Below are 19,322 nucleotides of genomic sequence, written 5' to 3' on the forward strand. Positions count from 1 at the left end.
CGCGGTGGGGTCAGCCGGTGGGCGGGGTGTCCGCGACGAGCCACATGGCGAAGAACTGGGCGCCGCCTCCGTAGGCGTGGCCGAGGGCCCTGCGGACGCCGTCGACCTGGTGGGCGCCCGCCGCTCCGCGTACCTGGAGGGCCGCTTCGGCGAAACGGATCATTCCGGAGGCGCCGATGGGATTGGTGGAGAGGACGCCGCCGGAGGGGTTCACCGGGAGGTCTCCTTCGAGTGCGGTGGCTCCGCTCTCGGTGAGTTTCCAGCCCTCGCCCTCCTCGGCGAAGCCGAGGTTCTCCAGCCACATCGGTTCGTACCAGGAGAACGGCACGTACATCTCGACGGCGTCGATCTGGCGGCGCGGGTCGGTGATGCCCGCCTGCCGGTAGACGTCGGCGGCGCAGTCCCGGCCCGCGCGCGGGGAGACGAAGTCCTTGCCCGCGAAGAGGGTGGGTTCGCTGCGCATCGCCCCGCCGTGGACCCAGGCGGGCGGGCGGGGCGAGCGGGCCGCGCCCGTCCGGTCGGTGAGGACCATCGCGCAGGCGCCGTCGGACGAGGGGCAGGTCTCGGAGTAGCGGATGGGGTCCCAGAGCATCGGGGATGCCTGGACCCTCTCCAGGGTGAGGTCGTGTTCGTGGAGGTGGGCGTAGGGGTTCTTGAGGGCGTTGCGCCGGTCCTTGTACGCGACGAGGGAGCCGATGGTGTCGGGGGCGCCGGTGCGGCGGATGTAGGCGCGGACGTGCGGGGCGAAGAAGCCTCCGGCGCCGGCGAGCAGCGGCTGCTGGAAGGGGACGGGCAGCGAGAGGCCCCACATGGCGTTGGACTCGGACTGTTTTTCGAACGCGAGGGTGAGGACGGTGCGGTGGACCCGGGCGGCGATCAGCTGGGCGGCGACGAGGGCGGTGGAGCCGCCGACCGAGCCCGCCGTGTGGACCCGGAGCAGGGGTTTGCCGACCGCGCCGAGCGCGTCGGCGAGGTACAGCTCCGGCATCATGACGCCCTCGAAGAAGTCGGGCGCCTTGCCGATGACGACGGCGTCGACGTCGGCCCAGTCCAGTTCGGCGTCCGCGAGGGCGCGGACGGCGGCTTCGCGGACGAGTCCGGCGATCGAGACGTCCCCGCGGGCGGCGGCGTGCTTGGTCTGGCCGATGCCGACGACGGCCACGGGTTCCTCAGCGGACATGCGGCTCTCCTTCCAGGACGGCGACCAGGTTCTGCTGGAGGCAGGGGCCCGAGGTGGCGTGTGCGAGGGCCCGGTCGGATGCGCCTCGGTGGACGCGTGCGGCGGCCTCGCCGAGCCGGATCAGTCCGGCGGCCATGACGGGGTTGGCGGCGAGCGCTCCGCCGGAGGGGTTGATCCGGACCTCGTCGCCGAGGCCGAGGGCCTCGCGCAGGACGACTTCCTGGGAGGTGAAGGGCGCGTGGAGTTCGGCGGTGTCCACGGGCCGTTCGAAGGCTCCCGCGCGTTCGGCGGCGAGGCGGGTGGAGGGCGAGCGGGTGAGGTCGCGGACGCCGAGGGAGTGGGCCTCGATCCGGTGGTCGATGCCCCTGATCCAGGCGGGGCGGGCGCACAGGGCGCGGGCCCGGTCCCCGGCGGCGAGGACGACGGCGGCGGCTCCGTCGCCGATGGGCGGGCAGTCCCCGGTGTGCAGGGGGCCGACGAGCCGGTCGCCCCGGGGGTGGGGGCCGCGGAGTTGGGCGTGGGGGTTTCCGGCGGCGTCGGCGCGGCTGCGGGCGGCGATGTCCGCGAGGGCGCGCTCGTCGGTTTCGCCCGCGTCGAGGAGGGCCTGGGCCTGGAGGGCGGCGAGGGCGACGGAGTCGGGCCAGAGGGGCGCCAGGTAGTAGGGGTCGAGCTGGCGGGTCAGGACGTCGCGGAGGGAGCCGGGCGAGGATTTCCCGTACGCGTAGACCAGTGCGGTGTCGGCCTGGCCGGTGAGCAGCTTGACCCAGGCTTCGTAGAGGGCCCAGGCGCCGTCCGTCTCGACGTGGGACTCGGGGATCGGCGGCCAGGCGCCGACGCCGTCGAGGGCCATCGTGAAGGAGAAGGCCCGTCCGGCGAGGTAGTCGGAGGAGCCGGAGCAGGTGAAGCCGATGTCGGCGGCCCGCAGTCCGGTCGCTCCGAGGACCTCGTGGAGGACGGGCATGACCATCTCGACCTCGGAGAGGTCGTCGGTGCGCCGCCGGTGGTCGCTCTGGGCGAAGGCGACGATCGCCACCTCGCGTACGGGCCTCACAGCAGCTCCTTGTAGGCGTCGTAGTCGGCGTCGGGTTCGCCGGTGGGCCGGTAGTGGTCGGGGTACCGGGCGTCCTCGGTCCAGACGGGCTCGACCCGCAGGCCCATGCGGACCTCGTCGTAGGGGATGCCGCCGACGCGTCCGTGGAGGGCGAGTCCGGCGCCGTCGAGGGCGATGTGGGCGTAGACGTACGGCACGTCGATGTCGGCGCCCCGGGCCTTGATGTTGACGACGCAGAAGGTGGTGACGGTGCCCCGGGGGCCGACCTCGACCGGGTCGGTGGTGGCGACGCCGCAGGTGGGGCAGGCGCCTCGGGGAGGGACGTACACCTGGGCGCAGGAGGGGCAGCGTTCGCCGACGACGCGGCGCTCGGCGAGGGCCTGGAGGTAGCGGCTCTGGGCCCGGCCGGGGGTGTGGGTGTAGTCGAGGCGGGCGGGGGTGACGATGCCGGTGACGGGTTCGTCGAAGCGTCCTTCGTGGGGGCGCGGCTCGGCGACGGGGTCGCTGTCGTAGGGCTCGAAGCAGGCGATGTCGGTGATGGCCCCGGTGCGTGCGGCGGCCCAGCGGATCCGGACCCGGGTCCCGGTGCGGACGGTCTCCGGGCCGGGGGCGTCGAGGACGTGCAGCAAGGCGGTGTCGGCGCCGTCGAGGCGGACGAGCACCCAGGCGAAGGGGGTGGCGAGGGGCTGGCCGGGGCGGGGGGCGGGGTTCCAGGCCCAGGTGGTGACGGTGCCGGTGGGGGCTACCTCCACGAGGTCGCGCAGTTCCTCGGCGGTGGCGGGGTCGTACTCGACGGGCGGGACGAGGACCTCGCCGGTGCTGGTCCGGATGCCGAGCACGGTCCGCTCGCGCAGCCCGGTGAGGAAGGCGGACTGGACGGGCCCGAGGGAGCGGGTGAAGGGGAACTCGACGACGAGGGGGGCGCTGAGGGGCTGCGGCGGTGGAGCGGGGGGCATGGGCGGGCTCCTTGAGGAGGTGGGGTCCGGGGCGTGGGGGGGGTGGAGCGCACGGGCCGGGGCGGGGTGGAGCACGGGCCGGGGTGGAGGGGTGCGTGGGCCCGGGATGGAGGGGGGCGCGGGCCGGAGCGTGGGGGGGGTAGGGCGCATGGGGCCGGGGTGTGACGAGTGGGGTGCGCGGGCCGAGGTGGGGCGGGGTGGCGCGCGGGCGGGAGGGACTCACAGGCCCGGGGGGGTGCGTGGGTCGGGGGGTGGGGCGCGCGCAGGCCCGGGGAGCGCGCGGGCCTGGGCGTGATCAGGTGGGGCGCGTGGGCCGGGGTGGTCGTTCACTCGCGTCGGAAAATCGCCGGGCGTTTCTCCGTGAAGGCCCGTGCGCCCTCCTTCGCGTCCGCCGTGTCGAAGATCGGCCGGCCCCGCTTCAGTTCGGCGGCCAGGCCCTCTTCCTCGGGCATCCCGGCCGTCTCGTAGACGGATGCCTTGACGGCCTCGACGGCGAGCGGGCCGCAGGCGTTGACGCGTTCGGCGAGGTCGAGCGCGGTGTCCAGGGCGGTGCCGTCGGGGACGACGCGGCCGACGAGTCCGATGCGGGCGGCCTCCTGCGCGCTGTAGGGGCGGCCGGTGAGGAGCATTTCGAGGGCGTGGGTCCGGGCGATCTGGCGGGGCAGCCGCACGGTGGAGCCGCCGATGGGGAAGAGTCCGCGCCGGACCTCGAAGAGCCCGAAGGTGGCGGAGGCTCCCGCGACACGGATGTCGGTGCCCTGGAGGATCTCGGTGCCGCCCGCGACGCAGTACCCCTCGACGGCGGCGATGACGGGTTTGCGCGGGCGGTGGTGGCGGAGCATCGCCTTCCAGTGCAGATCGGGGTCGGCCGTGAGCCGGTCCCGGTGGCCTTGGTCCGCCATGCCGTTTCCGGCCAGGGCCTTGAGGTCCATTCCGGCGCAGAAGGAGCCGCCCGCTCCGGTGAGGACGACCGAGCGGACGCGGTCGTCGGCGTCGGCTTCGAGCCAGCCGTCGTACAGGCCGACGAGCATCGGCAGCGACAGCGCGTTCCTGGCCTCGGGCCGGTTCAGGGTGAGGACGAGCGTGGCGCCTTCGCGCCGGACGCTGAGGTGTTCGGTGCCGCCCATGGGGGCCTCCCGTCTCCAGTTCCGGAGGGCCGCCCATGAGGGGCCTGCCGTCTCCGGTTCCGGAACAGGTTGCAGGAGCGGGGGTCCCAGTTCAATAGTTTTCTGACAGGCAGTCAGATTCTTCGGCGCTTCCCCTTCCGCCCTCCGGCGGTCGGCGCTCTAATGACCGCCGAGCCACCGCGCACCCGTACGAGTCGGGACGAGCCCGGGTCAGGAGGAACAGTGGAGTACAACCTTGCCGACCTGTTCGAATCGGTGGTCGACGTGGTCCCCGATCGCGAGGCACTGGTGTACGTCGACCAGCCCGGCACGGGCGAGGAACGCCGGCTCACCTACGCGGAACTCGACGCGGCGGCCAACCGCGTGGCCCACCACCTCCTCGACGCGGGCGTACGCCCCGGCGAGCATCTGGGGCTCCATCTCTACAACGGGATCGAGTACGTGCAGACCGTGCTCGCCTGCCTCAAGGCGCGGATCGTGCCGGTGAACGTGAACTACCGCTACACCGAAGAGGAGTTGGCCTACCTCTACCGGGACGCCGATCTGGCCGCCCTGGTCTTCGACGCCGAGTTCACCGACCGGGTCGCGGCGGCGCTGCCGCGGACGGAGCGGCTGCGGCATCTCGTGCGCGTGGGGTTACCGCCCGAGGGCTCCCCCGGACTCGGCTGCGTGCCGTACGCCGAGGCGGAGGCGGCCGGTTCGCCCGGACGCGGCTTCGGTCCCCGCTCGGGCGACGACCTCTTCGTCATCTACACCGGCGGCACCACCGGGATGCCCAAGGGCGTGCTGTGGCGTCAGGAGGACCTGTTCTTCGCGGGGCTCTTCGGCGGCGACCCCTCCGGCAACCCCGTCAAGCGCCCGGAGGAACTGGCCGAGCGGGTCGCCGCCGGAGGCTCGGGGCTCACCTTCTTCCCCGTGCCTCCCCTGATGCACGGCACCTCCACGCTGACCGCTTTCATCGCCTTCGACTACGGGCAGCGGGTCGTCCTGCACCGCAAGTACGTCCCCGAGGAGGTGCTGCGGACCCTGGAGAAGGAGCGGGTGTCCAGCATCTCCCTGGTCGGGGACGCGATGCTCCGTCCGCTGGTGGACGCGCTGCGCGGTCCGTGCGCGGACACGGACCTGTCCGCGCTCCTCACCCTGTCCTCGTCCGGGGCGATCATGTCGGCGACCGTACGGACCCAGCTCCAGGAGCTGATGCCGCACGTGCTGCTCCTCGACAACTTCGGTTCCACCGAGTCCGGTTCCAATGGGCGCGCGACCGAGGACTCGGGTCCGGCGAAGGGCTTCCGGCTGTACGTCAACGAGCGCACCCGGGTCGTCGACCCGGCGACGCGCGCGCCCGTCGCCCCCGGCGGGACCGGGCGTCTGGCCCAGTGCGGCCATGTGCCGCTCGGCTACTACAACGACCCGGCCAAGACCGCCGAGACCTTCTTCGAGCGGGACGGGCAGCGGTGGGTGCTCCTCGGGGACATGGCGACGGTGGACGCGTCCGGCGTGGTCACCGTTCTCGGACGCGGTTCCCAGTGCATCAACACCGGTGGCGAGAAGGTCTACCCGGAAGAGGTGGAGCAGGCCCTGAAGGCGCACCCCGACGTGTACGACGCGCTCGTCGCGGGGGTGCCCGACGCCCGCTGGGGCAACCACGTCGCCGCGGTCGTCCAACTCCGCGCGGACGCCGAGCCGCTGGACCTGGCGGCGCTCCAGGACCACTGCCGTCCGCGCCTCGCGGGGTACAAGGTCCCGCGCCAGCTGGTCCTCACCGAGAGCATCCAGCGCTCCCCCAGCGGCAAGGCGGACTACCGCTGGGCCCGCACGGTGGCGGTGGACGCGGACGCGGCGGAGCGGAAGGCGGGGTAGCGCCCCCGGACGGGTCCGCGCGGAGCGGACCCACGACGAACCGGCCACCACCTCGCACGGGGTGGTGGCCTTGTCGCGTCCCGCGCCGGACCCCTCGCGACGGCCCGCCGGGACACCCGCCCTCCCCGCCGCCTGCGCGATGTATCGAAGGAACGCTTCGATAAGCCTCCGCCGCCCCGCCGGAACGGCCCGGACCCGGGGGCGAGCGAAGAGGTATGAATGTGCCATTCTCCCGCGCGGACCCTATGATCGCGTCCTTTACTTCGAATCAGGAGTGTGCCTATAGTCTGGGCTGGGTCCAGAGTGGGGCGACAGGGGTAGCTTTGCATACCGTTCTAGCTCATTCCGTGGTCGATGTCCTCAGTGAATTCACAAGCATTCTGGATTCACCGGAAGAGAACGTGCGCATCGTGCTGACCGGGCACGGAGGCCGAATAATCGACCTTCCCCCCGGGCCGCTGGAGAAACGCGCGGGAATCCTGCTGCGCGAGGCGGGCCCCTCGGGCCCCGCCGGGCCGCCCGAGGTGCCGGACCGTGCGTCAGGGTGGGAGCGGGACGCCATGTGGTGGGCCCACAACCCCGCCGACTGGCGGGCGCCCCAGGCCCGCTCCGGACTCCTCGCGGCCCGCGCGGCGGACGGGCGGCCCATCCGGCACGCGGTCGGGCACGCCGGCCACTCCCAGTTCGTCGTCGACCGCGCTCACCCCCTGGACGGGCGGCAGCTCAACGCCAAACTGGACGCCCTCAACAGCCTCCCGCCGCACCTGCTGGCCGGAGACGGGGAGGAACAGCGGGTCACCACCGCCACCGTCGCCTCCTGCGAGCGGTTCTTCGGCATCACCCCTCGTCAGGCGGAGCACCTCTACTACCTGCTCTACGCCCCGCTGGGCGAGGTCCGCGTACCGGCCGACCCCTGGGGGCTCGACACCTCGGCGTACGAACGGGACCGGCTCGACGCCACCCGCGACTGGGTCCGCGAGACGCTGGGCGGCACCGGTTTCACCGTCGTGGAGCCGGGCGCCTGCGAGGGGGCGCTGACCGCCCCGCTCCGCGCGACGGGCCTCACCGTGATCCCGACCGAGCCGCACGACGAGTTCCGGCGCAGGCTCTCCCGGCGCCTCGACGGCGCCGACATACCGCCCGACACCGTGGAAGAACTCGCCGAAAAGCATCGCTTTCCCGCCGACGCCTATCTCCTCGCCGAAATCCTCTACTACCTGGACGATATTTCCGTGGTCCACGGCCTCCCCACCGATCTACTGCTGCTCACCTCCTCACCCGAATTCATCGAGAGTTCCGTACGGCCCTGGTTCTCCGGACCCGGCGGAGATGAATGGAGGCTGACCGGAGAGCGCACTCTCGTGGCACCCCGCATGGATTTCCTGGTGCCCGGTGTCGCCTATCAGCGGAAAAGGGGAAGTGTCGGACTGGTCTACCGCCGGGCCTGATCCCCTCCCCCTCCCGAAAGGAACCGCCGTGTCCCCCGCACCCCCGCGCGACACCCTCCTCTGGGACCACCGGCCGGAGAACGAGGTCACGGCCGACCTGCACCACGCCCTGCACCGGCTCCTGAGGGAGTCCTTCCCCTACACCACGGACCAGTTCACCGAGGGCCGCAGCTGGGCCGGAGCCCGTCCCGAGCGCCGTGTCACCGCCTGGCGGGACGGGCGCCCCGTCGCACACGCCGGAATCCTGCGCCGGTTCCTCCGTGTCGGGGACCGGGACCAGCTGGTGGGCGAGGTCGGTCTCGTCGCCGTCGCCCCCGACCACCAGGGCACCGGCGTGGGGCGGCTGCTCGCGGAGCGGATCGAGGAGTGTCTGACCGGGCTCGACGTGCCGTTCGGCTACCTCAACTGTCACGACAGCGTGCTCGGTTACTACCAGTCGGTCGGCTGGCACCGGCTGGAGGGCGTCGCCACCCGGCACTACGAGCCCGAGGACGAGCTGACCGCCGTCGTCACCACCGCCCACCCGCTGATCCTCCCCGTGGGGCTCCGCAGCGGCGCGGACTGGCCGACCGGCTCCACGGTCGAGCGCGACGGCAGCGAACTCTGACCCGCGTCCGCCCGGGGCCCGTCCGGTCCTGCCCGCATCGTCCGGGGCCCGTGTGATCCTTCCCGGATCCCCTGCGCCCTCCCCGGATCCCCGCGCCCCGGCCGAAGCCGCGTGCGCCTCCCGGAACCCGCGCGCCTCCCCGAACCCGTACGACCTTCCCCGGAACCCGCGTGATCTTCCCCGTACGAGCCCACCGCGCCCAACGAAGGGAACCACAGCCGTGATCCGCCACTCCAGCCCCATCAGCGGTGTCGCCACCCACGGGGACACCTATGTCGCCACCGCCGGATACGACAACCATGTCATCCTCTGGGATCAGCGCACCCGGGTCCCGCTCGCCCGGGTGACCCACGACCACCTCGCCAACCAGTGCGCCTTCAGCCCGGACGGCAGATTCCTGGTCACCTCCTCCAGCGACTACAGCGCCCGGCTCTGGTCGGTTCCCGAGCTGCGGCTGCGCGCGGTCCTCGGCCACCACGAGGACGACGTGGAGATGTCCGTCTTCCACCCCTCCGAGGAGAAGGTGGCCACCGCCTCCCGCGACCACCGCGTGCGGGTCTTCGACTTCTCCGGCGACCTCCTGCACGTCTTCGCCGGGCACACGGCCGACGTGATCTCGGTGGAGTGGAGCCACGACGGCGGCGAACTCATCAGTTCGAGCGACGACGGGACCATCAAGCGCTGGTCCCTGGCGACCGGCGGGCTCGTCGAGGACCTGGACCTCGGCGGCGTGGAGACCGACACCGTCGCCATCGGCGGGGACGGCACGGTCTACGCCGGGAACGACGAGGGCGAACTGATCGTCATCCGGGGCGGCGAACGGCGCCACGTACCCGCCCACGACGCCGGGATCAAGCGGGTGGTCCTCGGCCAGGACCGGGGACTGCTCATCACCCTGAGCTACGACCGCACCATGCGCCTGTGGGACGTGTCGGCCGACTCCCCGCAGCTGCGCGACAGCGTCGCCCTGCCGCCCGTCGTCTGGCCCCGCACCTGCGCCTTCGCGGCGGGCTCCGAGATCGTCTTCGGCACCTTCGGCGACAGCTACCACCGCTACGACTTCGCCAAGGGCCTCTGGAGCGAGGACCCCGTCGCCCCCACCTGGGGGCTCAACGCCGTGACCACGCACGGCGGAGCCACGTACACCATCGGCGACGCGGGCACCCTGTGGCGCGACGGCGAGGTCCGCGCCGAACAGGGCAGCCTCTGCAACTTCCTCACGCCCGTCGGCGGCACCGTCGTCACGGGAGGACAGCTCGGCACCGTCTTCGACGCGCCCACCGGCACCCCGGTCCACCAGCACCGCTCCCCGCTGAACTGCGCGGCCTCCTTCACCCGTGAGGGCAGGCGGCACGTCGTGGTCGGGGCGTACACCGGCGAGGGCGTCGTCCTGGCCGAGACTCCCGAAGGCACCCTGGAGCACATCCGGGACGTCCCCCTGCACTCCAACGCCGTGAAGGGCGTCGCGGTCTCCGGCGACCTGCTCTTCTCCGTCTCTGCGGACGGCGGCGCCGCCTGGCACGACACCGAGGACCTGACCGAGCGGCACCACCTCGCACAGGCCCACGGAATGATCGCCAACGGCTGTGTGGGCCTGGGCGACGGCTGGTTCGCCAGCGTCTCCCGCGACCTCGTCCTGCGCCTGTGGAGCCCGGACTTCACCCGTACCGAAGTGCCCACCCCGCACCGCCACTCCCTCAAGTGCGTCAGCGCCGACGACCAGGGCCGGCACATCGCCATCGGCGCGTACAACGGGCGCGTCACGGTCTACGACCGGGAGACCGGCGACTGGTCGGCCGACGTCCGTCCGACCACGGCGGGCATCTCCTCCCTCGCCTACGACACCGACCGGGGCGTCTTCCTCGCCTCCTCCTACGACGGAGCCGTCCACGAGGTCGCGCCCGACGCGTCACGGGCCGCCCGATGACCGATCTCCTGGTGCCGACCGCGCCCCTGCACCCGCACGCGGTGACGGACGTGCCGTCGCACTGGCGGCCCACCCGGCGTCTGACCCTGCTGACCCCGCTCTACCGGGAGAGCGCCGCCACCTTCGCGCGCTCGGCCCGCGCCGTCGCCGCCCTGGACTACCCGGACGGGCTGCTCCAGGTCCTCTGGCTCGTCGAGGCGGGCGAGGCGGGCGACCTCGACGCGGCCCGCGCGAGCGCCGCGATGGCCGCGCACCGGCGGCCCGGCGTCGACTGGCGGCTGCTCCGTCTGCCGGAGATGAGCCCCAAGGGCGCGGCGCTCAACCACGCCTTCCCGTACGCCGACGGCGAGGTGATCGGCATCCTCGACGCCGACGTGGTGCCCGCCCCCGGACAGGCGGCCGAGGCCGTCCTTGCGCTCGAACAGGGCCACGCCCTCGTCCAGGCCGAGGAGATCAGCGAACCGGGCGCCGGTCTCGCCGCCCGCGCCAAGGCGGCCGAGGACGCCGTGTGGCACGCCTCGGTACGCGGTCTGAAACGGCTCGCCGGAGTCCACGTCGTCGCGGGCAGCTCCGTCTACGCGTGGGCCGCCACCTGGGACCTGGTCCGCCCCGTGCGGTCGGACGACGTGGAGGAGTCCTACCACTGGTCCCTGCGCCTCATGGGCACCGGCGTGGCGACCGGCTTCCTCCCCTCGGCCTCCCGGGTCTCCGCCACCGAACGCCCCCTCGCGGCGCTGCGCCAACGGGCCCGCTGGACCCGGGGGCAGCTGCGGGCGGTGGCCGTGAACTGGCCCGATCTCCCGGCGAGGGGAAGGCTGCTCGGCGCCGTCACGGTCGGCTCGCTCGCCGCGCGGGCCGCACTGCCGGTGTGCTGCGCGGGCGCCGTCGCCGTGCCCGCGCTGCGCCCGGCGGCGCTCGCCCTGCTCCTCGCCGACGCCGCCTGCGTCCTGGGCGCCCGCCGCGACCCGGCCTACCGGCGCCGTGCCGACGCGACCGGCTGGGCCCTCGTCGTCCCCTGGCACCTCCTCGGCTCCCTCGCCGTCTACCTCGCCCTGTACGAGTGGGCCAGGGGCGAGCGGGGCTGGCACAGCGTCCGCGACGGGGACGAGACCCCCACCGGGACACGGGAGAACGCCGAAGCGCCGGAAGGGGGACACCGTGCCGGCTGACAGCGCCACGTCCACGGCCGTGGTCAGCGGCGCGGTGATGACCCATCCGCGCCGACGGGAGGAAGCAGCCCGGCTCGCGGCCTCGCTGCCCCTCTGGGGAACCTCGGTGGTCGTCGACCCCCGGCCCGAGGCCGGACCCGGCGTCCTGCGGACCGCACGGGCCGCGTGGGCCGCGATGGCGAAGGACGCCACCCATCACGTCGTGCTCCAGGACGACGTCGTGCCCTGCCGGGACTTCGCCGTCCAGGTCGCCCACGCCGTACGGGAGTTCCCCGACACGCCTCTCGCCCTGTACGCCAACTGGAACTCCTGGAACGGCGCGGCCACCCGCGCGGCTGCCCTCCAAGGCGCCTCCTGGGTCCCCGCCGTACCGGGGGAATGGACCCCCACCCTGGCCCTCGTCCTGCCCCGCGCCGATGTGGAGGCGCTCCTGGCCGCCGTCCCCGAGGACCCCGCCGGGGGCGAACCCGACGACGCCGTCATCGCCCGCGAACTCGCCCGGCGCGGGCGCCGGGCGCTGGTCTCCGTACCGCACTGGGTGGAGCACACCGACGGGACGAGCCTGGTCGGCAACGACGTGTACGGCCCCCGGCACGCCACCTTGTTCGCCGACGACACCGCAGCCGGGGCCGCCCCCTCGGGCCCGGTGGCGCCCCCGTCCGACGTCCTCGTCCACCTGTTCAAGGGCCGGGTCCATGTGGTCCTGCCCGGCGCGGACGCCCCCCGCTGGCTCTCCCGCGAGGGCTATCTGCGGGCGACCGGCCTCGACGGGCGCGGGCGGCGGCGCTGCGCGCGGGCCGTCGCGGCGGTCCGCGCGCCGAGCGGCTTCGCCGCCTTGTGCGAGGAGATCTGGTACGCCGCCTACCTCATGGCCCTGCACACCCCGGCCGGATCCGCCCCCGGCTCCCCCGACCTGGTCCGGCTCTGTCTGCGCAGCCTGGTCCTCGGGGGCACGGCCGACCGCGCCGACCTGCGGCTGTGGGCGGTGCACCAGGTGGCGCCGCTCGTCGGTCTCGCCGAGGACGGGCTCCTGGCAGGTCTCCAGGACCGCGCGGACCACGGCCGCCCGGCCCCGCTCGCCCCCGCACGACTCGCTGCCCTCCCCCGCGCGTCCCTGATCTGGTCCCATCCGCTGACGCTGGAGGAGAGATGACCGCCGTCCTGCTGTTCTCGCCCCACGCCGACGACGTGGTGCTCTCCTGTTTCGGCGCGCTCCGGTCCGGCGGCGAGGTCGTCACCGTCTTCGCCGGAGTGCCCGAGGACCCCGCCTATCTCGCCCCCTGGGACGAGCGGCTCGGGGCGCACAGCTCCCGCGCGTTCGCCCTCGAACGGCTCGACGAGGACTCGGCAGCCTACGCGGGCACGGGGGTACGGCTCGACCCCTGGCCCGTGCTCGACGGCCAGTACCGGCCGGGTCCCCTGGACACCGGGGCACTGCGCGAGCGGATGCGGGAACGGATCGACCGCGCAGGGGAGGTGTGGCTGCCGGCCGGTATCGGCGACCACCCCGACCACCTCGCGGTCCGCGACACCGGTCTCGCGGCCTGCCGTGAACTCGCCGCCGCCGGACGGGCCCCGGAGGTGGGCCTCTACGCCGAGTACCCGTACCAGCTCTTCGCCATGAGCAACCGGCACCGCGCCCGGGGCACCTACGCGGGGTTCACCTGGCACAACGAGGATCCGGTGGCGCTGACCGAGTGGTTCGGCGCGCGTTTTCCCGGTGCTCCCGAAGACCTCGCCAGGCCCCGGCTGCGGGTCCTGTCCGAGGAGGCGGTGGCCGCCAAGGAGCGCGCGGTGCGCTGCCATCGCACACAGGTCCCCGAACTCGACCGGCAGACCTACGGCACCTTGCTCACCCCCGCCAACCTGGGGCGCGAGTACGGGTGGACGCTCCCCACCACCCGATGGGAGCCGGTGAGCACCGGCTCCCCGCACACGAGACCGACTTCGCCGCATGGAGGAAGAGACGCATGAGCAGCACGATTCCGACGCCCGCCGAACCCCTGGCCCCGCTGCGGCCCGGCGTGGTCCGGGCCGATGTGCCGGTGCCGGTCGAGACCGGGGCGGGCACGGTGACGGCCCGGATGATGAGCTTCACCGGGCTCGTGGACGGCCGCGAGCACATCGCCCTGGTCTTCGGCGAGCGGCAGCAGGACGTCCCGCTGGTGCGGGTGCACTCCGAGTGCCTCACCGGCGACGTGTTCGGCTCCGGGCGCTGCGACTGCGGGCCCCAGCTCAGGGAGGCCCTGACCCTCCTCGCCGCGCACGGGGGCATCCTGCTCTACCTGCGCCAGGAGGGCCGGGGCATCGGTCTGTACAACAAACTGGACGCGTACATCCTCCAGGACCGGGGTCTGGACACCTTCGAGGCCAACCGGGAGCTGAACTTCGACGACGACCTGCGGGACTACCGGCCGGCCGCCCAGATGCTCGCCGCGCTTGCCGTCCCCTCCGTCCAGCTCCTCACCAACAACCCGGACAAGGCGCGGCAGCTGATCGAGAGCGGGGTGGACGTGCGCTCCACCCGTTCCACCGGGGCGTTCGTCCGGAGCAGCAACCGGAGCTATCTGCTGGCCAAGCAGAGGGTGGCGGGGCACCGGATCGAACTGCCCGACGCGGAGCTGAGGTGAGCGGTCCGCCCGCTTCCCGCTCCGGGAGGAGCCGGCTGGCCGACCGTCTGGGGGTCCCGCGCCTGTCCGGCAACGGCCGGATCGTCGCCGCGACGGCGCTCGACTCCTTCGGCGTGGGCATGTTCATCCCGCTGAACTTCCTCTTCTTCCTCCTCACCACCGATCTGACGGTGCAGCAGGTGGGGTACGGGACGAGTCTGGCGACCCTGCTGTCCGTCCCGGTGGCCCCACTGGCCGGAAGCGCCGTGGACCGCTGGGGCCCCAAGGCGTCCCTCGTCGCCAACAACATCCTCGCGACGGGCGGATACCTCTGCTACCTGCTGGTCGACAGCCAGGTCTCGCTGGTCGCCGTGCTCTTCGTCGTGCTGTGCGCGGAGCGCATGTACTGGGCGTCCTGGCCCGCGTTCGTGGCCGACATGGCACAGGGCGAGGAACTCGACCGGTGGTACGCGTTCACCGCCGCCGGGAAGAACGCGAGCGTGGGTCTCGGCGGTGCGGCCGGCGGCGCCCTGCTGGCCAGCGGCTGGTCCGGCGCGGCCGTCCTGATCGTGCTGCTCAACGCGGTCACCAGCGCCGTCACGGCGCTGCTCTTCGCCTTTCCCGGCCGCCGGGTGTCCGTCTCCGCCGCCCTGACGGGTGCTGCCGGAGGGGCCGGGGAGCCGGAGGACGGGCGGGGTACGGGCGGCGGGGACGGCAGCAGGGGCGGGGACGGGTCCGGGTCCGGGTCCGGGGGCTCTGGCCGGGAAGCCGACGGGGCGGGAGGCTGGCGGTCCCTGCTGGGCGACCGGACGGTCTTCCTGCTGATCGGGGCGCAAACCGTGTTCGTCTTCGCCTGGCTGGTCCCCACCACGGTGCTGCCGGTCTATCTGGTGGAGGTGCGGGGGCTGCCTGCCTGGCTGCCCTCGACCGCGCTCACGCTCAACGCCCTGCTGATCGTGGTGGCGCAGTCCACGCTCACCGCCCGGCTGGCCATGGTCCGGCGCAGCCGCGTCATCGTGCGGGGCGCCGGACTGATGCTCGGTACCGTCGCACTGCTCGCGCTGCTGCCGGTGGCCGGAGAGGGCGCGGGGGTGGGTCTGGTCTACGTGGCCGTGGTCCTCTTCACCTTCGGGCAGATGACGGCGACCCCCGCCATGACGGCCGTGTCCGCGACCGTGGCGCCCCGTCGGGCCCGGGGCCGCTACCTCTCGGTGGTCAACCTGACCTGGACGGTGTCGGCGATCACCGGCCCGGCGCTGGTCGGAGCCCTGGTCGAACGGCACACACCGGTCCTGTGGGCCGTCCTCGCGGCGCTCACGGCGCTCGGCGGTCTGGGCTACCACCTGGCGGGCCGCATGGCGCCGGAACGCCTGGGGGCGCCCCGCGCGAAACCGGCCACGGCGGGGGCGGTCGAGTAGGGGACGGAGATCACCGGGCCACGGCCATACGGGCATACGGGCATTGGGCGTGGGGGTCCGGTCACGGCACTCCCCCGGTGCCCGTGGTGCGGCGATGCGATATCCGCGGCCGGATCCCGGGGGCGCGCGGTACGGTGGCCCGATCGTCCCCGACCAGCGAAGGAACCGTTTCACCGTGCCCGAGACCAGGGAATCCGCGCTACGCGGCGACTGCGCCCAGTGCTTCGGCCTGTGCTGTGTGGCGCTGCCCTTCGCGAAGTCGGCCGACTTCGCCGTGAACAAGGCGTCAGGCGAGCCCTGCCGGAACCTCCGGGACGACTTCGGCTGCGGCATCCACACCCGGCTGCGGCCGAGCGGTTTCCAGGGCTGCACCGTGTACGACTGCTTCGGCGCCGGACAGCAGGTCTCGCAGGTGACGTTCGGCGGTGTGTCCTGGCGCGAGGCACCGGAGACCGCGCGTCTCATGTACGACGTGTTCCATGTGGTGCGCCAGCTCCACGAGTTGCTGCGCTATCTGACCGAGGCGCTGGCCCGCCCGGCGGCCCGCCCGGTCCACGCGGAGCTGCGGACGGTGCTCGCCCGGGTCGAGGAACTGACAGGGGCGTCGGCGTCCGAGCTGGAGACGCTGGACGTGCCCGGGGTACGCGCCGAGGTGAACCCGCTGCTGCTGCGTACGAGCGAACTGGTCCGCGCCACGGCCGGCGGCAAGCCGAAGAGCAGACGCGGAGCGGATCTCGTCGGGAAGCGGCTGCGCGGGGCGCGGCTGCGGGGCACCGACCTGCGCGGGGCGCTGCTCATCGCCGCCGACCTGACCGGGGCCGATCTGTCGCTCACGGATCTGATCGGCGCCGACCTGCGGGACGCCGACCTGTCGGGGGCGGATCTCACGGGCGCCCTGTTCCTTACGCAGCCCCAGCTCAACGCGGCGCGCGGGAACGCAGGGACCCGCCTCCCGGAGGGGTTCGAGCGCCCGGCGCACTGGACGGCCTGACGCCGGAACGCCGCACCGGGCCTGAGCGGGCGGTCTTCCGGAGCGGATGGTCTTCCGGGCGTGGTGGGGCGGGGTGACGAACGTCGAGGCGCGGGCGCCCGGGGTCATGATCGTGGTCGTGGTCGTGGTCGTCAGGGTGCCGGTGGCCTAGACGGTGTTCGTCGGGGCGTGGGTGTACGGGGTGGTGGTCGTCAGGGCCTGGAAGCCCAGGCTCCGCAGGATCGGTCTGCTTGTGTCGGCCGCGTCGACCTGGACATACCGATGGCCGTGCGCGGCGGCGATCCGGGCTCGGTGGCAGACGAGCGCGCGGTAGAGGCCACGGCCGCGCCAGCCCTCGACGGTGCCGCCGCCCCACAGGCCCGCGAAGTCGGTGCCGGGGTGGAGTTCGAGGCGGGCGGCGCTGACGGGTTCGCCGTCGGCGAGGGCGACGACGGCGGGCACGGCCCCGGGTTCGGCGCCGAGCCGTTCCAGGAGTCGCACTCCGATGGCGGTGCTGTCGGTGCCGAAGGCCCGCGCGTGGACCTCCACGACCTGCCGCACTCCGGACTCGTCGGTGACCGCGCGGAGTTCGACACCGTCGGGAAGCGAGAGGTCCGGGAGGGTGGTGGCCTCGGCGACCATCAGGGTCTCGGGGTCCTCGGCGGTGAAGCCTGCCGCGAGGAGCCGGTCTCCGAGGTCGGCGGGGGTGTCGTGGGCGTACAGCTTCCACTCGAAGGGCAGTCCCTCCGCGCGGTAGTGCGCGATCTGCGCGGCGATGGCACGGTCCGCGGTGCGGGGGTCGAGGCCGGACCAGAGCACACCGTTCCAGGCGTGCTCCGGCCCGGTCTGGCGTACGACGCCTTCGACGTGCTCGATCCGGCAGCCGGGGCCGTCGGGGCGGGCGCCCCGGCGCAGCTGCCGGTCGTACAGGTCGCGGAGATGCCAAGGGTCCATGCCGGTCACTTCAGCAGCCGGGGCCAGGGCTCGGCAACGGGTTTCGGCCTGGCCTCACCAGGTGACGGGCAGGGTGACGGGGCCTCTGTTGACGGTGCCGGTGCGCCAGACGATCTGCTCGGGCGGCACGGCCGTGGCGAGGCCGGGGAATCGGTCGAGCAGGGTTTCCAGTATCACTTCCGCCTCCATGCGGGCGAGTTGGGCTCCGGCGCAGTAGTGGACGCCGTGCCCGAAGGCGAGATGCGGGGCCTCGTTCCGTTCGAGGTCGAGCCGGTCGGGGTCGGTGAACACGGTGGGGTCCCGGTTGGCGGCGGGGTAGAAGACGTAGACCGCCTCGCCTTCGCGGATGGTGACGCCGCCGACCTCGATGTCGGCGGTGGCGATCCGGGGCATGCCGACGCCGTTGCGCTGGGGGATGTAGCGGAGGAGTTCGTCGATGGCGAGGGAGAGACGGTCGGGTTCGGCGCGCAGCCGGGCGGTCTGTTCCGGGTGGGTGAGGAGGACGTAGACCATGGTGGCGACGATGTTGCGGACGGCGTCGAGCCCGTTGAGAGTGAGCATGACGGCCGCCGAGATCATTTCCTGGGTGCTGAGTTCCCCGTCCTCGCGGGCTCCGGCGAGTTCGCTGAGCAGGTCGTCGCCCGGCTCGGTGGAGCGGCGGCGGGCGAGGTCGGCGAAGTAGGCGACGATCTCCTTCTTGACCGCTTCCCCTTTGGCCTCGGTGGTGTCGCTGGACATGAGGCCGGCGCGCCACCGCTCGACCTGGGAGAGGTCGGCGGGCGGGATGCCGAGGAGCCCGACGACGACGGACGAGGAGAGCGGGCCGATGAAGGATTCGGCGAGGTCGGTGGGCGGGCCCGCCTCGGCGGTGCGGCGGGCGAGGTCGGCGGCCCGCTCCCGGGTGTGCTCCCGCAGTCCGCGCATGCGGCGGCGGCCGAAGGTGGGGGCGATCAGTCTGCGCAGGCGGGTGTGGTCGGGCGGGTCGGCGCGGCCGACGCCGCCGGCCGGGGCGATGTTGTGCGGGGTCATGCTGGTGATGGGCCGGCCGACGGTGAGGGCGCGGCTCATCCGGGGGTCTGAGGCGATCTGCTTGACGTCCTCGTAGCGGGTGACCAGCCAGGCGTCGCCCTCGCCGTGCCGGAGGCGGATCCGGGCGACCGGCTCCTCGTGCAGCAGCCGGTGGGGCAGCGGGTCGAACTCCGCGCCGACGAGGGGGCCGACGATCCAGTCGTGGACGGGGTGCCCGGGGACGGACCGCCCGGGGTGGGCCTGTCCGTGTGCGGTCTGTCCGTGTGCGGTCTGCTCATGCGCGGGCTCCGGGTCCGCGGGCTCTGCGTGCGCGGTCTGCTCGCGGGCGGCTTGTTCGCGGACGGGCCCCTCGTGGACGGGTCGCTCGCGGACGGGCCCTTCGTGGACTGCCGGGCCGCGGTCGTCGGGCGGGGTCATGACACGACCGCCTTCGTCGAGGGGGCCGGGGGCGCGTCACTCCGGCCCGCGTCGTGCCGGAGCGGGGTGATCTGTTCGATGTCGTAGCGGACGCGGAGTGCCTCGATGGCCGCGTGGTCGACCTCTCCGCCGGAGCCGAGAATGTCCATGAGTTCCTCGAAGTAGCGCTCGTGGTCGGGGGGCGGTGAGGCCTGGAACAGCATGCGGACGGGGTCGCCCGTGGGGTTGGCGAAGGCGTGCGGGCAGCCCGGCGGGACGAGGATGAGGGTGCCGGGGGTGGCGCGCACGGCCCGCTGCCCGGAGCCGGACTCCCACTCCCGCCAGCTGTCCTTGGTACGGACGAGCGGCTCGAAGGCGAGGACGTCCAGCTCGCCTTCCAGAAGGTAGAAAAGCTCCTCGCTGCGTCCGTGCGCGTGGGCGCCGACGTCGAAGCCGGGAGGGACGAGCACTTCGAAGGTGGAGGCGGTACGGGTGTGCTCGCCTGTCACCTTGAAGGTGACGTGCTGGGCGGCCGTCTTCAGGGTCTTGCCGTGGCCGGGCGGCACGATGAGGCCGCTGCCCGGTCCGATCGCGGTGGCTGTCACGGGGTGCGGATTCCTT

At 73.3% G+C, this 19,322-nt stretch carries 17 protein-coding genes; 10 read left to right on the forward strand and 7 right to left on the reverse strand.

The window, feature by feature from the left end; translation table 11 throughout:
• Positions 1–10: 10 nt before the first annotated feature.
• The 4 genes from BU197_RS09900 to BU197_RS09915 all read right to left on the reverse strand — a co-directional run bounded on the left by BU197_RS09900 (position 11) and on the right by BU197_RS09915 (position 4,314).
• Positions 11–1,180 (reverse strand): thiolase domain-containing protein, encoded by a 1,170-nt coding sequence (locus tag BU197_RS09900; protein WP_188267879.1) that lies wholly within the window; start codon positions 1,178–1,180, stop codon positions 11–13.
• The gene (locus BU197_RS09905) at positions 1,170–2,231 is read right to left on the reverse strand and encodes a thiolase domain-containing protein (protein ID WP_188267880.1); all 1,062 of its coding nucleotides are present in this window, start codon (positions 2,229–2,231) and stop codon (positions 1,170–1,172) included. The genes BU197_RS09900 and BU197_RS09905 overlap by 11 nt, the downstream gene beginning before the upstream one ends.
• Complete coding sequence (locus BU197_RS09910) at positions 2,228–3,187, reverse strand: Zn-ribbon domain-containing OB-fold protein (protein ID WP_188267881.1); 960 nt, start codon at positions 3,185–3,187, stop codon at positions 2,228–2,230. The genes BU197_RS09905 and BU197_RS09910 overlap by 4 nt, the downstream gene beginning before the upstream one ends.
• 326 nt (positions 3,188–3,513) lie before the next feature.
• Complete coding sequence (locus BU197_RS09915; protein WP_188267882.1) at positions 3,514–4,314, reverse strand: crotonase/enoyl-CoA hydratase family protein; 801 nt, start codon at positions 4,312–4,314, stop codon at positions 3,514–3,516.
• A 222-nt stretch (positions 4,315–4,536) separates the two neighbouring features.
• Between BU197_RS09915 and BU197_RS09920 the strand changes: the two genes are divergently transcribed.
• The 10 genes from BU197_RS09920 (at position 4,537) to BU197_RS09965 (ending at position 16,343) form a co-directional block, all read left to right on the forward strand.
• Positions 4,537–6,174, forward strand: a complete 1,638-nt coding sequence (locus BU197_RS09920; protein WP_188267883.1) for an acyl-CoA synthetase — start codon at positions 4,537–4,539, stop codon at positions 6,172–6,174.
• 401 nt (positions 6,175–6,575) lie between these two features.
• A complete protein-coding gene (locus tag BU197_RS09925) occupies positions 6,576–7,622 on the forward strand; it encodes an SAM-dependent methyltransferase (protein ID WP_317452130.1) in 1,047 nt (348 codons plus the stop codon).
• 28 nt (positions 7,623–7,650) lie between these two features.
• Positions 7,651–8,229, forward strand: a complete 579-nt coding sequence (locus BU197_RS09930; RefSeq protein ID WP_188267885.1) for a GNAT family N-acetyltransferase — start codon at positions 7,651–7,653, stop codon at positions 8,227–8,229.
• Positions 8,230–8,449: 220 nt separating this feature from the next.
• Positions 8,450–10,156, forward strand: a complete 1,707-nt coding sequence (locus BU197_RS09935; protein WP_188267886.1) for a WD40 repeat domain-containing protein — start codon at positions 8,450–8,452, stop codon at positions 10,154–10,156.
• A complete protein-coding gene (locus BU197_RS09940) occupies positions 10,153–11,325 on the forward strand; it encodes a glycosyltransferase (protein ID WP_188267887.1) in 1,173 nt (390 codons plus the stop codon). Before BU197_RS09935 ends, BU197_RS09940 begins: the two co-directional genes overlap by 4 nt.
• Entirely contained in the window at positions 11,315–12,478 is a 1,164-nt protein-coding gene (locus BU197_RS09945) for a hypothetical protein (RefSeq protein WP_188267888.1), read from the forward strand. Before BU197_RS09940 ends, BU197_RS09945 begins: the two co-directional genes overlap by 11 nt.
• Positions 12,475–13,299 carry a PIG-L deacetylase family protein gene (locus tag BU197_RS09950; RefSeq protein ID WP_223183023.1) on the forward strand — a complete coding sequence of 275 codons (825 nt, stop codon included), beginning with the start codon at positions 12,475–12,477 and terminating at the stop codon, positions 13,297–13,299. The genes BU197_RS09945 and BU197_RS09950 overlap by 4 nt, the downstream gene beginning before the upstream one ends.
• Positions 13,296–13,955 (forward strand): GTP cyclohydrolase II, encoded by a 660-nt coding sequence (locus BU197_RS09955; protein WP_188267889.1) that lies wholly within the window; start codon positions 13,296–13,298, stop codon positions 13,953–13,955. The genes BU197_RS09950 and BU197_RS09955 overlap by 4 nt, the downstream gene beginning before the upstream one ends.
• Complete coding sequence (locus tag BU197_RS09960; RefSeq protein WP_317452131.1) at positions 13,952–15,352, forward strand: MFS transporter; 1,401 nt, start codon at positions 13,952–13,954, stop codon at positions 15,350–15,352. Before BU197_RS09955 ends, BU197_RS09960 begins: the two co-directional genes overlap by 4 nt.
• 94 nt (positions 15,353–15,446) lie before the next feature.
• On the forward strand, positions 15,447–16,343 hold the full coding sequence (locus BU197_RS09965) for a pentapeptide repeat-containing protein (protein WP_188267890.1): 897 nt from the start codon (positions 15,447–15,449) through the stop codon (positions 16,341–16,343).
• A gap of 147 nt (positions 16,344–16,490) precedes the next feature.
• Here the strand turns inward: BU197_RS09965 and BU197_RS09970 are convergent, their stop codons facing one another.
• The 3 genes from BU197_RS09970 to BU197_RS09980 are packed head-to-tail and all read right to left on the reverse strand — an operon-like array spanning position 16,491 to position 19,306.
• Positions 16,491–17,276, reverse strand: a complete 786-nt coding sequence (locus tag BU197_RS09970; protein WP_188267891.1) for a GNAT family N-acetyltransferase — start codon at positions 17,274–17,276, stop codon at positions 16,491–16,493.
• Positions 17,277–17,330: 54 nt separating this feature from the next.
• Positions 17,331–18,722, reverse strand: coding sequence for a cytochrome P450 (locus tag BU197_RS09975; protein ID WP_188267892.1), 1,392 nt, complete (start codon positions 18,720–18,722; stop codon positions 17,331–17,333).
• Positions 18,719–19,306 (reverse strand): cupin domain-containing protein, encoded by a 588-nt coding sequence (locus BU197_RS09980; RefSeq protein ID WP_188267893.1) that lies wholly within the window; start codon positions 19,304–19,306, stop codon positions 18,719–18,721. Before BU197_RS09980 ends, BU197_RS09975 begins: the two co-directional genes overlap by 4 nt.
• Positions 19,307–19,322: the final 16 nt, after the last annotated feature.

It is taken from the genome of Streptomyces sp. CBMA291 (assembly GCF_014596525.1).
Taxonomy (GTDB): Bacteria; Actinomycetota; Actinomycetes; order Streptomycetales; family Streptomycetaceae; genus Streptomyces.

Excerpts from the sequence above, each read along its gene's own strand:
- BU197_RS09900 (WP_188267879.1), bottom strand. The coding sequence starts at position 1,180 with ATGTCCGCTGAGGAACCCGTGGCCGTCGTCGGCATCGGCCAGACCAAG.
- BU197_RS09910 (WP_188267881.1), bottom strand. The coding sequence starts at position 3,187 with ATGCCCCCCGCTCCACCGCCGCAGCCCCTCAGCGCCCCCCTCGTCGTC.
- BU197_RS09915 (WP_188267882.1), bottom strand. The coding sequence starts at position 4,314 with ATGGGCGGCACCGAACACCTCAGCGTCCGGCGCGAAGGCGCCACGCTC.
- BU197_RS09940 (WP_188267887.1), top strand. The coding sequence starts at position 10,153 with ATGACCGATCTCCTGGTGCCGACCGCGCCCCTGCACCCGCACGCGGTG.
- BU197_RS09950 (WP_223183023.1), top strand. The coding sequence starts at position 12,475 with ATGACCGCCGTCCTGCTGTTCTCGCCCCACGCCGACGACGTGGTGCTC.
- BU197_RS09955 (WP_188267889.1), top strand. The coding sequence starts at position 13,296 with ATGAGCAGCACGATTCCGACGCCCGCCGAACCCCTGGCCCCGCTGCGG.
- BU197_RS09965 (WP_188267890.1), top strand. The coding sequence starts at position 15,447 with ATGCGATATCCGCGGCCGGATCCCGGGGGCGCGCGGTACGGTGGCCCG.
- BU197_RS09970 (WP_188267891.1), bottom strand. The coding sequence starts at position 17,276 with ATGGACCCTTGGCATCTCCGCGACCTGTACGACCGGCAGCTGCGCCGG.
- BU197_RS09975 (WP_188267892.1), bottom strand. The coding sequence starts at position 18,722 with ATGACCCCGCCCGACGACCGCGGCCCGGCAGTCCACGAAGGGCCCGTC.